This window comes from Agrilactobacillus yilanensis, from assembly GCF_003946725.1.
In the GTDB taxonomy this organism is placed as follows: domain Bacteria; phylum Bacillota; class Bacilli; order Lactobacillales; family Lactobacillaceae; genus Agrilactobacillus; species Agrilactobacillus yilanensis.
In genome coordinates, this window is sequence record NZ_RHOY01000022.1 from 1 (window position 1) to 15,428 (window position 15,428).

The window sequence follows — 15,428 nt, forward strand, 5'->3', positions numbered from 1 at the left end:
AACCAGAGCGTGAAGGGACACGATTTTGACTTCGAGCACTAACCTAGAATTATGAAATAAGCGCACTTCGCTTATGAATAATTCGTAGTTAGGTGAGAAGTCAGTGCCCCTGAACGCGTTTAGAGCGTGAACCAGCACGGGTGATTTCGCAGTATAACCTAGACTTGGCAGGTAGTCGCCTGCGACTAGCAACAAGGCGTAGTTATATGTAGAAATCAGTGCTGGTGAGCGCGTTTTAGAAAACCGATCTAAAATAAAACCGACATAATCTTGCACTTCGCTTACAAGTTAGACGTAGCTAAGCACAAAAATCAGTCTTTTAAAACCAGAGCGTGAAGGGACACGATTTTGACTTCGAGCACTAACCTAGAATTATGAAATAAGTGCACTTCGCTTATGAATAATTCGTAGTTAGGTGAGAAGTTAGTGTCCCTGAACGCGTTTAGAGCGTGAACCAGCACGGGTGATTTCACAGTATAACCTAGACTTGGCAGGTAGTCGCCTGCGACTAGCAACAAGGCGTAGTTATATGTAGAAATCAGTGCTGGTGAACGCGTTTTAGAACCAGAGCGTGAAGGGACACGATTTTGACTTCGAGCACTAACCTAGAATTATGAAATAAGTGCACTTCGCTTATGAATAATTCGTAGTTAGGTGAGAAGTTAGTGTCCCTGAACGCGTTTAGAGCGTGAACCAGCACGGGTGATTTCACAGTATAACCTAGACTTGGCAGGTAGTCGCCTGCGACTAGCAACAAGGCGTAGTTATATGTAGAAATCAGTGCTGGTGAACGCGTTTTAGAACCAGAGCGTGAAGGGACACGATTTTGACTTCGAGCACTAACCTAGAATTATGAAATAAGTGCACTTCGCTTATGAATAATTCGTAGTTAGGTGAGAAGTTAGTGCCCCTGAACGCGTTTAGAGCGTGAACCAGCACGGGTGATTTCACAGTATAACCTAGACTTGGCAGGTAGTCGCCTGCGACTAGCAACAAGGCGTAGTTATATGTAGAAATCAGTGCTGGTGAACGCGTTTTTACAATTTAATAATTTCTGTACCTAGTGTCAAACCGCCGCCAAAACCACTTAAAACAACAGTCATTCCTGGTTTTAATTTGCCGGCCGCATTTAATTCATCAAACAAAATTGGAATACTAGCTGCTGATGTATTCCCATATTCTTCAATATTCATCGGGAATTTTTCCAGTGGCTGTTTTAATTTACGGGCAATCACATCAACGATGCGGGCATTGGCCTGATGTAAAATAAACAAATCCACATCTTCAACAGTCAAGTTGGCCTGTTCTAATGCTCGGTTAATCGACTTCGGTACATTTCTAGTCGCAAAAGTATAAACTGCACGACCATCCATATGTACCCATTTGTCAGGGTTGTTATCTGTAGCCCCTTGTGAAAATGGCGAAATATTTGTAGTCCCTGCCATGGTGATCTTGTCACCCAAATCCCCCATACTCAGCAAATCTTCGCCAAGGAATAGTTCTCCAGGTTCATTATTTTTTTCTAATAAGATCCCACCAGCACCATCACCGAATAACACAGCAGTAGACCGATCTTCCCAGTTCGCATATTTAGACAACACTTCGGCCCCGATCAAAATACCTTTTTGATAAGCCGGACTGGTAAATAAGCCGCGGACAACACCTAAGCCATAAATAAATCCAGAACAAGCGGCATTCAAATCAAAAACAAATGCATTTTTAGCGCCAATGGCTTTTTGCACACAGGCAGCCGCTGTTGGTACCGCTTCAGAAGCGCTGGCCGTTGCAACGATAATAAAATTAATCGTTTCCGGATCAACCTGACCCTTTGTTAACAAATCTTTAGCCACATTAACGACTAAATCTGTCGTATCCTCATCCGTTACCACATGACGATTGCCAATCCCGGTCCGGCTTCTGATCCATTCATCACTTGTATCCATCATTTGGGCAAGATCATCATTACTGACAACTTTGCTAGGTGCATAGTGTGCTGTTTGGGTAATTTTTAGCACGATTGCATTCCATCCCTTTCACTAGGTCCTTGTTTGGCCGCATGATTCTTGTCTTCCAAAAATTCAATCAAATTATCGACGGCGTGTTCAATTAGACTGATTTCATCTTTGTTAAAACCATCTAAAAAGGACATCACCATTTTCCGATGAAATGAATCATGAAGGCGATAAGCAGAACGGCCCTTTCGCGTTAACCCTAGGCGAATCACCCGACGATCAGTCTTTTCCCGCAGCCGCTGTACATAACCTTTTCGAGCTAAGTTATTAATCGCTGCCGTTAAAGTACCTGGCGTCACCCGCATTTCCTGGGAGACTTGTGAACTGGTCTTATGATGATACATGGTAATCGCGTTAATCGTGTGTAACTCTTTAATTGATAGATCATGAAATGGCCCTTTACGCAGTTCTTTTTCTTCAATATTTGAAATATCGCGATAGCCTCGAACCAGTTTTTCATTGATTCGTTCATAAATCTCCTTATCCATGCTGTTTTCCACCTTTCATTCAGGCTAGTCTTTCAAGTGCATTGTGAAAGTGGCCTGGCACGCTTTTTGGTCGGCCAGCATCACAACACCTTTAAATACATATTGCTGCGCTTGTTGTTCAATACACTGTACTTGATAGGTCAGTTGGCTGTCTGGGGTCACCATCTTACGGAACTTAACTTTTTTCAAAGCCGCCAAAGCCACATTTTTTATCTCAAAATTTTGATAAAGCCAAAGCTTTGCCGTCTGCTGTAAACCTTCTACCAATAAAACGCCCGGCACAACTGGTTCGTTTGGAAAATGGCCTTTGAAATAAGGGGCCTCTTTGCGAATTGTCTGCTGGGTTGTAATTTGCGTTTCGTCGGTTGCCAAGACTTGATCTACCATCAATAAACCCTCACGCTCAGGTATGATCTGTTGAATGTCACTTACAGAAAGTGCTGCCACAAGAACCCTCCTAGATATAGTTCAAACATCAAAGTATTTGAGCTTAGAATTTACTTCAAACATCAAAGTATTAGACCCTAAAAATAGTAAACTTATCTTCTAGAAATGTCAAATCATTCTACTCTGTTAATAATAAATCTATTGCAGCTTGCAGGCGCTGTTGTTTTTGTTTCGGAGCATTAGCCTCAAAACCTTGCGCGCGAATTAACTGCGTACTTTTGTAGCTCATGCTCACAAAACAAGTTTTAATTTCAGGATCTGCTTCTAAAATCCGTTCAAATGCAGAATTGCTAGTCACTAAAATTTTCGTGTACTGATTATTGCGCAGCAGTTGTTTTAAACGAATCAGCTGTTGATAATTGACCAGGTTTTTATAAACAATCAGCGACTGCCAATTCGTTGCTAACCGCAAGGGGTTATAACGATCCGAAAGATTCCCCCGCAGCCATAAGATTTTTTGTTCCCGAAATAACTTTGCCCGCAACATCGTAGCCAAAGAATCTTGCTGCTCACTTTTGCTAACCAGGACAGAATCAAAGCCCGCCTTTTGCGCTGCGGTTTGTAAGCGTGAACTTAAGACGGCTAACTGCGGCTTTTTAGTGGCTTTTTCAAAAAAAGGTTGAATGCACGTCAATGCAAAACCGCTTGTAAGCGCCAAAATATCTGCTTGTTTAATTTGTGCAATTTGTTTTTGTTGTAAATGAACCGGACACAGTGCCATTAGATTAATAAAATCCGTATCGTTTTGTAGTAATTTCGCCATTAATTTCGGCGGTAAACTAGTTTGTGATCGTGTAATTAAGTATTTGTTTGCCATTAGTAAGCTCCTAAAATTCGGATTAAAAATTTTACTTCTTATATAAGACGTTATGCCAAAATAATTGACCGTCGTTTGACTTTATGTGTCATTAGTGTAACATAGAAGGTTGACTGTTCGTATGCGAACAAAAATCAAATTAAGGTGGTGCCTAAAATTACGCCAGAAAATACAGTACTTATTCAGAAAACTTTATCGCAAAATCGTCGTTTTCGCAAGATTACTCAAAAAATTGCCGGTCAAGTTGCCCTCGAACACGGCATCACTTATACGCAATTCTTGGCCTTGCAAACGTTAAACCATCAGCCTAACATTGATTTAAATCAATTGGCCCAAGCTTTGCATCTTTCTAAAAGTTCTACCTCGGGCATCGTTGAACGCTTATTGCATAACGCCTTACTAGCCAAAACAAAACAAGCTGCTGATCAACGTAAAGTCGCCCTTTGCTTAACCGAAAAAGGACAAGCGATTACCCAAGCTGTTCATACGAACTTTTATGATTGTCTCGCCCCAATTACAACTTTATCCACTTCAGAATTGCAGCAATTTATTAACTTACAGGAAAAAATTATTCAAAACTTTGAGGAGGCTGCCCATGAACGTCAAACGTCGGGATCGTAATATTTTATTAATTGTTATGCTGGGAAATTTCTTAGGCTTCTTAAATCAAACATTGATGAATGTCGCCTTACCGAGTATTATGCGGGAATTTGATATCACCGCCAGTCAAGGTCAGTGGCTGTCTAATGGCTATATGCTGATTAATGGTGTCATGATTCCCTTAACCGCTTTTTTAATTGAACGCTTTAAAACAAAGCATCTGTATTTAACTGCCATGGTCATGTTCACGATTGGGACATTGATCGGTGGCTTTGCTTCTAACTTCCCAATTTTAATCGTCGGCCGAATGTTTCAGGCAGCAGGGACTGGGATTTTAATTCCTTTGATGAATGTCATTACTATGCAAATTTTCCCGATTAATAAACGCGGGCGCGCAATGGGCTTCATTGGCTTGGCCATGAACTTCGCCCCGGCAATTGGCCCAACTTTATCCGGTTATATTGTCACAAATTATGCCTGGCGCTATTTGTTTTATACGGTCGCTCCTTTGGCGATCATTGATGTGATTTTAGCGAGTTTCTTACTCAAAAATTATGGGAAAGTTACCAAAAAACCAGTGGATCTCATCAGCGTCAGCCTTTCTGTTTTAGGGATGGGGGCTTTATTAGCCGGACTGAGTAATGCCGGTGATGGTCAGTGGCTGACTTGGTCGGTCTTAGGCTTAATTTTTGTTGGTATTGCTATTTTGACCTACTTCGTTCGCTTACAACTCATTCGTAAAACCCCATTGTTAAATTTTGATGTGTTTGAACATCGTAATTTTTCGTTATCTGTACTGACTAATGTCTTTGTCATGATGGCGCTATATGGTGGGACATTGCTGCTGCCATTATTTATCCAAAACGTCCAAGGCCGCTCTGCTCAGATCTCTGGGTTAGTCCTGTTGCCTGGCGCCTTAGTCACCGCCGTAATGTCCCCGATTTCTGGGAATCTTTACGATCGTTACGGCGCGAAATATTTAAGCTTCATCGGTTTGATTGTTTTAGCGGCCAGCACGTTTATGTTTGCCAATTTAAAAATGACCTCGAGCATTATCTATATCATCATCTGTCAAGCCATCCGTAATTTGGGCATTGGGATGATCACCATGCCACTGCAGACTGAGGCCCTTAACACATTACCAAGGGACTTAATTGCCCACGGCTCGGCCATGTTCACTACGATCCGGCAAATCGCTGGGTCTGTCGGTACGGCTGCGCTGATTACCATTATGAGTATTGTCGCGCGCGATAGTGCCAGCACTTCTCAACGCTTAGCCCAACTTCACGGGATTAACATCGCCTATTTAGTTTGTGGTATTTTAGCTTTAGTTGGTGCCGTTTGTGCGTTAAGATTAACCCCAAGGAACCAGCAAACACAGTATCAATAAGTTTTAAGTTTAAAATATAGGAGATGTTTTTTTGGCTGATAAAAAAAGTTTGGCGGATTATGCCGTCGACATTCCAAAGGTCTCTGCACTATTGGCGGAAGCACCTGAAATTCAAGCGCGCTTTGACGCTTTAACCCCTGGTTACCAACGAGAATGGGCCCGTTATATTTTTGGTGCTAAGGCACAAGCAACTCAAGATCGGCATCTTGAAAACATGAAACTCATTTTAAATGCGGGTTACAAATCAAAACGAGCCTACGATTCTAGACCTAAATCATAGCTTGCCCGTAATATTAATTAAAAAAACAGCACTGTCCTTCGTTTTATGGACAGTGCTGTTTTTTTACGAGCATCTTTGTAATAATTAATTTTTGAAAGAATGAATTGGCGCTGGAATACGACCGCCACGGTTAATAAAATCAGCAGAGCTATTTGGATTAACCGGCATAATCGGTGCATGGCCGAACAAACCGCCAAAGTTAATATCTTCGCCTACTTTTTGCCCGGTAGCTGGGATCACGCGAACAGCGGTGGTTTTATTATTGATAACGCCGATTGCGGCTTCATCAGCGATCATCCCGCTGATGGTTTCAGCAGGCGTATCGCCTGGTACAGCAACCATGTCTAAGCCTACTGAACACACTGCCGTCATCGCTTCTAGTTTTTCCAAACCTAAGCTGCCATTTTCAACGGCTTTGATCATCCCGGCATCCTCAGATACTGGAATGAAGGCGCCTGACAAGCCACCCACATGTTCACAGGCCATAACACCGCCTTTTTTCACGGCGTCATTTAATAAGGCCAAAGCTGCTGTTGTCCCATAGGCACCCACACTTTCTAAGCCCATCTCTTCTAGGATTTCAGCCACAGAGTCCCCTCTGGCCGGGGTTGGGGCTAAGGAAAGGTCCACAATGCCAAAAGGCACATTTAGCCGTTGCGCGGCAATATTACCGACAAATTGACCCATTCGTGTCACTTTGAAAGCTGTTTTTTTGATAGTTTCCGAAACAACATCAAACGGCTGGCCTTTAACCGCCTCTAAAGCATGTTTCACCACACCAGGACCACTAACCCCCATATTGATCGCCCGATCTGCTTCACCGACCCCATGGAAAGCCCCCGCCATAAACGGATTATCTTCAACGGCATTGGCGAAAACAACTAAATTCATACACTTCACTGGGTCAATTTCTGCTAACGTTTTGATCACATGGCCCATTTGTTTGACCGCATCCATATTAATCCCTGAACGGGTGGAACCTACATTGATCGAACTGCAGACACGGGAAGTTTCATTTAACGCTTCCGGAATAGAAGCGATTAGTTTTTCGTCGCCGCTTTGGTAGCCTTTTTGGACTAAGGCGGAGAAACCACCGATAATGTCAACGCCAAGTTCTGTCGCTGCTTTGTCTAATACTTTCGCAAAAGCCACGTAGTTATCCGTCTGACTTGCGGCAGCCACAATGGCAATTGGCGTCACTGAAATACGTTTGTTGACAATCGGTATCCCATATTCTATTTGAATATCATGGGCGACTTTGACAAGATCTTTGGCGCTGCGCATCAACTTATCATAGATTTTGTCCGTTGCCCGCTTCACATCGCTGTCAATACAGTCTAATAAGGAGATCCCCATGGTGATTGTGCGAATATCTAAGTTCTCTTCAGAAATCATTTGAATGGTTTCTAAAATTTGTCCAGTTTCCATGACTAACCTCCGGATTAAAGTTTTTGAACAGCATCAAAGATTTCTTGCCGCTGCATGCGAATGTCCACACCGATCTCTGTGCCGACGGTTTTTAGTTCCGCTTGAATTTTTTCAAAATTTGGTTGTGCTGTTTTTAGTTCCCCCATCAAGATCATGGTGAAATTACCTTGCATTAGAGTTTGAGAAATGTCCAAAATATTAATGTTTAATGCCGCTAATTTTTGACTGACTTTGGCAACGATCCCTACTTGATCTTGCCCGATAACGGTAATGATAAGTTTCATGTTGGCATAACTCCTTATAGATTATTTTTGGTTGTCAAACAATCTATATTATAACGTTAATATTACATTAGAAACAAATTAAATTTTAAAGGCCCTTTTTTTGCACCTAACGTCGTTCTTTTAGCCACCGACTAAATACTAGCAATGAGATCCCAATCCAAGGTGGCGGTGTAATTACCCGGTAAAATACCATTATTGTCGGTTAAATTTAACAAGAAGCCATGGGTTTTATCCCAAGTTAAGTCCGTAGTGCCAGAACTATCCAGTGTCCCAGTATAAATCGGTTGGGCGGTACTGGTAATCGGTGTATCCACCCCGTTGTCATCTCGGAAAACCAAAATATCAGCAGCCACAGCGCCAGTTTCGGATGTAAAAGGCTGCGCTAAAGCAACCGATAATGTCGGCGTGATCGTCGTAGCAGGGTCACTGGTACTAGCGATGGTAATGCCCCAGCTGGTATCCGTCCGATACCGCAAACCGCTACTCGTTGTTGTGCGCCCAAAAGCTAATGTCGGCACCGTTAAACCCATTGTCACAATCGGCTGTTGTTGCCAAACAAAAGTTTCAGTTGTTGGGGCTGCCGACGTACCATAGGCCGCTAAAATTGCTGCCGCATCATACAAAGCGCCCTTTGGTTCATGGGTTGTCCCGTCAGCGACTGCCTGCCAATTCGTACTGATACTATGGTATACCGTTTCTGTTTCTGGATCTGAAATAACCGTATCATTGCCCGGCGCATTTAATAAGCCCGCATTACTGTCCAAGGTTACTTTTGAGCCTAAAGTGAGCCGCCACATTTTGGTAGTCCCCGTAAACAAGCCGTTCATCGTGGTGACTTGGCTCGTATCCCAATTGGACAAATCTAACTGTGTTAAAGCCTGCATATTTCGAAAAGCATAATTCAAATCTTTTACGTTACTCGTATGCCACTGGTCCACAGCCACCGCTGCTAGTTTGGTTGCATTGCTAAAGATACTATTCATCGTCGTCACTTGACTCGTATCCCAATGCGATACATCTACAGCCGTTAAAGCGGTTGTACTATAGAATAAATAGCTCATATCAGTCACCCGACTGGTATCCCAGGCGCTCGTATCCAAACTCGTCAAATTCGTCATCCCGTCAAAAGTACCCTTTAACGTAGTGACATTAGCAGTATTCCAACGAGAAACGTCTAAAGTCTTAATTTTTGTAGTATTAAAAAATAAATAGACCATAGTTGTCACTTGACTCGTGTCCCAATTAGACACATCTAAAGCGGTCAATGACGAGGCGCTGCTGAATAAATTGCCCATATCCGTCACTTTACCGGTATTCCAATTGGCAACATCTAGCGCAGTTAAAGCGCTGTCACCAGAAAACATATTGTGCATCGTTGTCACTTGACTCGTATTCCAATGAGATACATCTAAGGTGGTTAAACTAGATGCAGCGTTAAACATATAGGCCATGTCCGTCACTTGACTCGTGTCCCAATTAGATACATCCACCGTTAGCAATTTTGCAGCACCATAAAACATACTGCGCATATTCGTCACTTTATCAGTCACCCAACTGCTAACGTCTAAATTGGTTAATTGTGCGGCACCATAGACAAAATAGCCCATGTCCGTCACTTGATTGGTAATCCAATTAGATACATCTAGCGTGGTCAAAGCCGCAGCACCATTAAACATACTGCGCAAGGTGGTGACTTGACTCGTATCCCAGTTAGACACATCCACCGTTGTTAAACTCGTGTCCAAATTAAACATATAACTCATATCCGTGACTTGGCTTGTATCCCAATGACCTGCTTCAAGGTCGGTTAAATTAGACATTTGACTAAACATATACCCCATGTTAGTCACGCTGCTTGTATCCCAAGTATTCAAATCTAATGTTGTTAACTGGGCAGCACCTGAAAACATGTAACCCATATCCGTGACCTGGCTCGTATTCCAGCCACTGAGATCTAAGCTGGTTAAACTAGTAGCACCATTAAATAAACTACGCATATCGGTGATTTTACTCGTGTCCCAGCCACTAATATCTAATTGCGTCATGCTACTCAATTTATAAAACATGCCGGCTATCTTACTTGCATTACTAATATCTAAATCAGCCAAACCGCTGATACTCGTGACTTTAGTTAAATTCGCAAATAAATAGCGCGCGTCCGTTCCTGTTTTAACCCCGGGTTCGATAACAATACTTGTAATGTTATTTTGATAAGCCAACCAAATCCCATTGGCATCTAATGACGACGTATTATACCCCGAACTTAAGGTGCCCGGATGAATTGTCAAAACCCCGGCACTATCAATCTCCCAAGCACAAGTTCCAGAAGTACCACTATAAATAGTCGTTGCGTCTAAAGCTGAAATGGTCGTTGTAGGTAAAGTCTCACTAATGGTTGCCGTGGATGTCCCTGTTGTCATTAGCGGGTCGCTGAAATCAGCTGCTCGAACTGGCTTTGCGCACGTTAAAATACTCATCAAAAATGCACAAATAATAACAAAATAATTCAGTTCAATTTTAAAGTATTGTTTTTTTTGCATCATACTCGTTTCCCCTGAATTTTCTTTGCCTAAATGACTTTTATTCTACACTAGTATCTAATTTAATTGGCTTTTTTGCAACTATAAATAACTAGAATCTAAAATTTTTTTGAGGCGCTATCAAAATAAAAAAGCCACAACCCGCAGTAACATTGCAAAAGTTGTGACTTTTTAAACGATTATCTCTAATTATTTGCTTTCAACAATAATGTCGCTTGCTTTAACTTCAGAACCAAAGTATGGTTTTAGTTCAGCATTATAACTATCTTTAAAGAAACCTTTTTTACTTAATTTTGAAATTTCTTTATTGGTCCAATTTAATAAAGACTTGTTACCCTTCTTAACTGCAGGGGCAATGTATTGTTTTGGTCCAATGCTCTTAATCCCGACAGTATACTTAGGATTATTTTTAACCCAAGCATATAAGTAAGAGTTGTCATCGGCTAAAGCTGAAGCCCGGCCGTTTTTCAAAGCGTTAAATTGCTGTGTCTTAGAATCATATTTTTGTAATGTGATATCACTTTGTTTTGTGAAATAGTTTTCAGCAGTTGTCCCTTTAGTCACAATTAAATCTTTGCCTTTTAATTGAGAAGCTTTAGTAATTGGTTTACTCTTCTTAGAAATAACCCCAACAGAAACTTTCATGTAAGGATCTGCAAAACTAACTTCTTGCTTACGTTCTGGGGTAACCGTAAAGTTGGCCAAAACGATATCCACCTTATTAGCTTTTAACGCGTCTACACGGTTATTGGCATTAACTTGAACAAATTTTGTCTTAACCCCTAAATCTTTCGCAATTTGCCGAGCCAACGCTAAGTCATAGCCCCTTAATTTACCTTTCTTATTGACCCAACCATAAGGGGGTAAATCTTGGAAAACGGCAATTTTGATCGTGCCTCGTTTTTGAATTGCTTTAACACTGCTGTTATTGCTAGCTGCTTGTGTTGTTTGTGCACCCGCAAAAGTTGGAATTACCAATAATAATGCTGCCAAAACTGTGAATAAGGTTAACCATGATTTTTTTGATTTATGTGTCATACTGCTTCCTCCAGAAAATAGATTAAAAATCCATACTTTGTAAAAATTCTTTTGCCCGATCAGTCTTTGGATCTGTGAAGAATTGCGCCCCCGGTGTACTTTCTAAAATACGGCCTTCTTCTAAAAATAAGACTTGATTGGCAATTTGATGCGCAAAATTCATTTCGTGAGTCACCACGATCATGGTCATTTTTTGTTTGGCCAAATCTAGCATAATTTCTAAGACGCCTCGAACCATTTCTGGATCCAATGAGGCGGTAACTTCATCAAATAACATGAATTCTGGGTGTAAGGCTAAAGCGCGCACAATGGCAATCCGTTGTTTTTGACCACCAGAAAGTTCACGCGGATACTTCTGAGCGTAATCCGCTAAGTCCACACTATCCAAAAGGGCTAAAGCTTCTTTTTCAGCGACATTTTTAGCTTGCTTTTGCACTTTTATCGGACCTAACGTGATATTGTCCATGATTTTCAAGTTTGGAAATAAATCATAACTTTGGAAAACCATGCCAATTTTTTGGCGTAATTTCTGCCAATTTTTAGAACTAGGTGTAACATGATCCCCTTTAAAATAAATATCACCGCTTTGATAAGGCTCTAGCCCATTTAAGCAACGGATCAACGTACTTTTCCCGGAACCAGATGGGCCTAAAAGTACCAAAACCTCGCCCGTATTCACTTCAAAGTTAATATCGTGCAATACAGGCTGATCGCCATAAGCTTTATTTAAATTCTCAACACGTAATAATTCGTCTGCCATAATTTCCCCCTATTTATTCCTTTGTAATCGTTTGGCCAATAATGAAAATGGATAACAGATAATGAAATATAGGAAGAAAATCGCCCCATAAATCCAAAAGGCCCCTTGGGGATACTGTTGCTGATTGGCTTCAATAATCTGTTGGCCCACATTGATCACATCCAAAACACTAATCATCAAAAGTAACGATGTGGTTTTAATAATCCGTGTCACTAAGTTGATCAAAGCCGGCATCATTAACTTGATAGATTGAGGCACTAAGACAAAACGATAAAGCTGATTACGAGATAAGCCAATGGCTAAACCAGATTCAATCTGATGCTGCGGTACAGACTCCAAAGCCCCGCGGACAATATCGCTGGCTTCAGCGGCCATCCATAAAGTGAAGACGATAACCGCCACTTCTTCAGCCGGCAAATTCAGATGCATATCTTTTGGCAAAATATAATAGAACAAAAACAATAAAGCAACGGTTGGAATAATTCGGAAAAATTCTAAGTACAGCCGTAAAACAAAGCGTAACAGCCGATTATGAAAGGTCCGCAAAACCCCTAATAAGATCCCTAAAACCCCGCCTATGGCAATTGAGATTAAAGCGACTCTGATCGTCACCCATAAGCCCCCCATCAGTCGGGCGAAGTTTGCACCTTCAAAAATAATATTAATGCCCGAATGCGCCATAGCGAATCCTCCTCTCCAGCCAAGTCAATAGAATGGACAGTGGAATTAAGATAATGGCGTAACCGATGATTAAGACGAGTAAATACTCATTTGTCTTGTAATACATCCCGATTAAATCCAAAGCCGTATTCGTTAACTCTGGAATCGCAATGACTGTAAAAATAGACGTTTCCTTAATTAGGAAAATAATATTTGCAGCCAACGCCGGTACACTTAATGCAAAACCTTGGGGAAAAATAACGTAGCGGGTTAACTGTGCGGTTGATAATCCTAAAGCAAGCCCCGATTCGATCTGACTTTTGGCAATACCGTCAAACCCACCGGTAAAGCCTTCAGCCATATAGCTGCCCCCTAAGAAGACAAGCCCAATGATCCCACAGACATAGGCTGAAAATTTCAAGCCTAAGCCCGGCAGACCATAATAAATAAAAAATAGTTGAATCAATAGCGGCGTATTTCTAGATAATTCAATATAAATCCCGACAATACGCTTCAATACTGGTACTTTAAAGTATTGACTCAGACTACAGACCAATCCGAGAATAATGGCGCCCAGAATACCTAAGGCGGACATTTGAAGCGTTAGAATAAATCCCTTTTGAAACATTGGTAAACTTTGTACAATAACAGACCAGCTCAAAGATTGATCTCCCTTCCAATAATTATTGCATCTACTTTGTTAAAAGTAACACTTATTAATTATAAGCAGTCTAAGCCTGAATAACAAGCACTTCCAGTAGATTAAGTCCCTGTACCGATTTATCTTTTCACCTGCTGTCAAAGCAAAGCTGTTTTATGAAATCTGTACTTTATTTTTGGCTTGAATATAAGTGGCTAACGCTTTAGAAATCTCAACATGTTGCATTGGCGTGGTGATATGCACGCCATTAAAATACTGACAGATCACATCGACCAATTCTTCAGCAATGGCCAACCCTTCCGCCCGTTCCGTTCCATTTTCTTCGGCAGCAGCCATCCGCTCTAACACTGCGGCCGATAACCGAATGCCCGGCACTTCATGATGCAAAAAGCGTGCATTTCGATTGGATAGTAAGGGCAATACCCCCACAAAAACTGGAACGGTAATTTGATTCTCAGCTAAAATCGCGGCTAAATCTTTGGCAATTTGCGGATCAAAAATAGGTTGGGTAATAATAAAATCAGCACCGGCCGCTACTTTACGCGTAATCGCCTTAGCCGCATTTTCCAAGGTTCGGCCGTTTGGATTATAAGCTGCCCCAACGACAAAATGACAGTGCCGCCCTAATTGACGTCCAGTTGGTGAGATCCCTTGATTGTATTGTTTAAAATAACTAATCAATTCGGTGGCGTGGAGATCATAAACCGAAGTTGCACCCGGTAGATCCCCGACTTTTGCCGGATCGCCCGTAATTACCAGCACATCGTCAATGCCTAACGAAGCTAAGCCCATAATTTCAGACTGCAGCCCAATTAAATTATGATCCCGAGTCGTCAAATGAACTAAAGGGGTCACCCCATAAGCCAGTTTTAACTGGGCTGCCAATGCCACATTGCTAATCCGCGTTGTTGCCAGTGAACCATCTGAAATGGTAATCGCCCCAACTTTAGCCGCTGCCAAAGCGGCAGCCCCTTCAAAGAATTTTGCGGTTTTTAACGTCTTTGGCGGATCCAGCTCCACTAAAGCCACTTTTTGCGTCTGGACTGCTTCTAAAAAGCGATGTGTGCCCTGAATTTCTTGTTCCACCGCTACTTTAGGCGTTATTTTAGGTGCAATTTTTGTCGGCACTACTGGCGTTCTGTTTTTTAGCCCTTTGACCAAACTCGCAATATGGGCAGGCGTTGTCCCGCAACAGCCCCCAATCAGCCGAACCCCTTTTTGTCGAAAAATTTCGCCGTAAGATTCAAAATAATTGGGAGAACCATCATAAATCAAACGACCGGCTTCCATATTTGGTAACCCTGCATTGGGATAAATTGCCACTGGTGTTGTGGCTGGTAATTGCGTATTTTTCAAAGCTAAGTTCATTTGATAAGGCCCCAGATGACAATTGGTCCCCACCACCGCCACCTTTAAAGCGGCCAATTCGGCCAATGCCGTCGCTAATGAAGTCCCATCTTGCAAGACGCCGGGTTCATACATTGTGACATTGGCAATAATCGGCAGCTGGGTGATCGCTTGAACGCCCTGAATCGCAGCTTTTAATTCAGCTAAATCATAATAGGTTTCTAATAAAATACCATCCAACAGTCCAGTTTGAACTAAAATTTCAGCCTGCTGTACCGTACTTTTCGTGATTGCCTCAGCCGTTAATAGCTGCGGATCTTGAATATCCGTAGACCCGGCAATCCCCCCAATCGTGCCTAAAATATAAACCGGCCGGGTACTAGCCACTTTAGCGGTATGGGCTAAACTCACCGCCGCTTCATTAATCGCATGCAGCTTATCCGCCAAACCATAACGGCTCAATTTGATGGCATTAGCCGCATAAGTATTCGTTTGAATAATATCCGCTCCAGCGGCGATATAAGCTTGATGAATCTTTAAAATATCCCCGCCATTTGTTAAATTCAGTGATTCAAAGTCATGACTAATCCCATATTGACTGTATAACAACGTCCCCATAGCGCCATCAGCGACTAAAACCCGCTGAGCTAACGCCTGACTCAAACTTTCTACCATT

General features: G+C 42.0%; 15 protein-coding genes. 3 read left to right on the plus strand and 12 right to left on the minus strand.

What is annotated here, in order from left to right:
* Window positions 1-1,037: 1,037 nt before the first annotated feature.
* The 4 genes from EKM93_RS12030 to EKM93_RS12045 all read right to left on the minus strand — a co-directional run bounded on the left by EKM93_RS12030 (window position 1,038) and on the right by EKM93_RS12045 (window position 3,764).
* Window positions 1,038-2,018, minus strand: a complete 981-nt coding sequence (locus EKM93_RS12030; RefSeq protein ID WP_125715825.1) for a beta-ketoacyl-ACP synthase III — start codon at window positions 2,016-2,018, stop codon at window positions 1,038-1,040.
* Window positions 2,009-2,500 (minus strand): MarR family winged helix-turn-helix transcriptional regulator, encoded by a 492-nt coding sequence (locus tag EKM93_RS12035; protein WP_125715826.1) that lies wholly within the window; start codon window positions 2,498-2,500, stop codon window positions 2,009-2,011. Before EKM93_RS12035 ends, EKM93_RS12030 begins: the two co-directional genes overlap by 10 nt.
* Window positions 2,501-2,524: 24 nt before the next feature.
* Window positions 2,525-2,947: a 3-hydroxyacyl-ACP dehydratase FabZ family protein gene (locus EKM93_RS12040; protein ID WP_125715827.1), complete on the minus strand. Its 423-nt coding sequence runs from the start codon at window positions 2,945-2,947 to the stop codon at window positions 2,525-2,527.
* 118 nt (window positions 2,948-3,065) lie between these two features.
* Complete coding sequence (locus EKM93_RS12045) at window positions 3,066-3,764, minus strand: uroporphyrinogen-III synthase (RefSeq protein ID WP_125715828.1); 699 nt, start codon at window positions 3,762-3,764, stop codon at window positions 3,066-3,068.
* Window positions 3,765-3,911: 147 nt separating this feature from the next.
* Here EKM93_RS12045 and EKM93_RS12050 point away from each other — a divergent pair, with 147 nt between their 5' ends.
* The 3 genes from EKM93_RS12050 to EKM93_RS12060 are packed head-to-tail and all read left to right on the plus strand — an operon-like array spanning window position 3,912 to window position 6,034.
* On the plus strand, window positions 3,912-4,385 hold the full coding sequence (locus EKM93_RS12050; protein ID WP_164507087.1) for a MarR family winged helix-turn-helix transcriptional regulator: 474 nt from the start codon (window positions 3,912-3,914) through the stop codon (window positions 4,383-4,385).
* The gene (locus EKM93_RS12055; RefSeq protein WP_125715830.1) at window positions 4,360-5,754 is read left to right on the plus strand and encodes an MDR family MFS transporter; all 1,395 of its coding nucleotides are present in this window, start codon (window positions 4,360-4,362) and stop codon (window positions 5,752-5,754) included. The genes EKM93_RS12050 and EKM93_RS12055 overlap by 26 nt, the downstream gene beginning before the upstream one ends.
* Window positions 5,755-5,785: 31 nt before the next feature.
* A complete protein-coding gene (locus EKM93_RS12060; protein WP_125715831.1) occupies window positions 5,786-6,034 on the plus strand; it encodes a YdeI/OmpD-associated family protein in 249 nt (82 codons plus the stop codon).
* 84 nt (window positions 6,035-6,118) lie between these two features.
* On the opposite strand, the gene EKM93_RS12065 is transcribed toward EKM93_RS12060, so the two are convergent.
* From EKM93_RS12065 to EKM93_RS12100, 8 genes are all read right to left on the minus strand, one after another.
* Entirely contained in the window at window positions 6,119-7,462 is a 1,344-nt protein-coding gene (locus tag EKM93_RS12065; protein ID WP_125715832.1) for a PFL family protein, read from the minus strand.
* A gap of 14 nt (window positions 7,463-7,476) precedes the next feature.
* Window positions 7,477-7,746, minus strand: a complete 270-nt coding sequence (locus tag EKM93_RS12070; RefSeq protein WP_125715833.1) for an ACT domain-containing protein — start codon at window positions 7,744-7,746, stop codon at window positions 7,477-7,479.
* Window positions 7,747-7,877: 131 nt separating this feature from the next.
* The gene (locus EKM93_RS12075; RefSeq protein WP_125715834.1) at window positions 7,878-10,289 is read right to left on the minus strand and encodes a BspA family leucine-rich repeat surface protein; all 2,412 of its coding nucleotides are present in this window, start codon (window positions 10,287-10,289) and stop codon (window positions 7,878-7,880) included.
* A gap of 186 nt (window positions 10,290-10,475) precedes the next feature.
* A complete protein-coding gene (locus EKM93_RS12080; RefSeq protein WP_125715835.1) occupies window positions 10,476-11,324 on the minus strand; it encodes a transporter substrate-binding domain-containing protein in 849 nt (282 codons plus the stop codon).
* A 22-nt stretch (window positions 11,325-11,346) separates the two neighbouring features.
* Window positions 11,347-12,084: an amino acid ABC transporter ATP-binding protein gene (locus tag EKM93_RS12085; protein WP_125715836.1), complete on the minus strand. Its 738-nt coding sequence runs from the start codon at window positions 12,082-12,084 to the stop codon at window positions 11,347-11,349.
* Window positions 12,085-12,093: 9 nt separating this feature from the next.
* Window positions 12,094-12,765, minus strand: coding sequence for an amino acid ABC transporter permease (locus EKM93_RS12090; protein ID WP_125715837.1), 672 nt, complete (start codon window positions 12,763-12,765; stop codon window positions 12,094-12,096).
* The gene (locus EKM93_RS12095) at window positions 12,746-13,405 is read right to left on the minus strand and encodes an amino acid ABC transporter permease (protein ID WP_125715838.1); all 660 of its coding nucleotides are present in this window, start codon (window positions 13,403-13,405) and stop codon (window positions 12,746-12,748) included. Before EKM93_RS12095 ends, EKM93_RS12090 begins: the two co-directional genes overlap by 20 nt.
* A gap of 153 nt (window positions 13,406-13,558) precedes the next feature.
* Entirely contained in the window at window positions 13,559-15,427 is a 1,869-nt protein-coding gene (locus EKM93_RS12100) for a bifunctional homocysteine S-methyltransferase/methylenetetrahydrofolate reductase (protein ID WP_125715839.1), read from the minus strand.
* Window position 15,428: the final 1 nt, after the last annotated feature.

What these genes read in the sequence shown, in the direction of transcription:
- EKM93_RS12035 (WP_125715826.1), bottom strand. Translation starts at nt 2,500, where the DNA reads ATGGATAAGGAGATTTATGAACGAATCAATGAAAAACTGGTTCGAGGC.
- EKM93_RS12045 (WP_125715828.1), bottom strand. Translation starts at nt 3,764, where the DNA reads ATGGCAAACAAATACTTAATTACACGATCACAAACTAGTTTACCGCCG.
- EKM93_RS12055 (WP_125715830.1), top strand. Translation starts at nt 4,360, where the DNA reads ATGAACGTCAAACGTCGGGATCGTAATATTTTATTAATTGTTATGCTG.
- EKM93_RS12065 (WP_125715832.1), bottom strand. Translation starts at nt 7,462, where the DNA reads ATGGAAACTGGACAAATTTTAGAAACCATTCAAATGATTTCTGAAGAG.
- EKM93_RS12070 (WP_125715833.1), bottom strand. Translation starts at nt 7,746, where the DNA reads ATGAAACTTATCATTACCGTTATCGGGCAAGATCAAGTAGGGATCGTT.
- EKM93_RS12075 (WP_125715834.1), bottom strand. Translation starts at nt 10,289, where the DNA reads ATGATGCAAAAAAAACAATACTTTAAAATTGAACTGAATTATTTTGTT.
- EKM93_RS12080 (WP_125715835.1), bottom strand. Translation starts at nt 11,324, where the DNA reads ATGACACATAAATCAAAAAAATCATGGTTAACCTTATTCACAGTTTTG.
- EKM93_RS12085 (WP_125715836.1), bottom strand. Translation starts at nt 12,084, where the DNA reads ATGGCAGACGAATTATTACGTGTTGAGAATTTAAATAAAGCTTATGGC.
- EKM93_RS12090 (WP_125715837.1), bottom strand. Translation starts at nt 12,765, where the DNA reads ATGGCGCATTCGGGCATTAATATTATTTTTGAAGGTGCAAACTTCGCC.
- EKM93_RS12100 (WP_125715839.1), bottom strand. Translation starts at nt 15,427, where the DNA reads ATGGTAGAAAGTTTGAGTCAGGCGTTAGCTCAGCGGGTTTTAGTCGCT.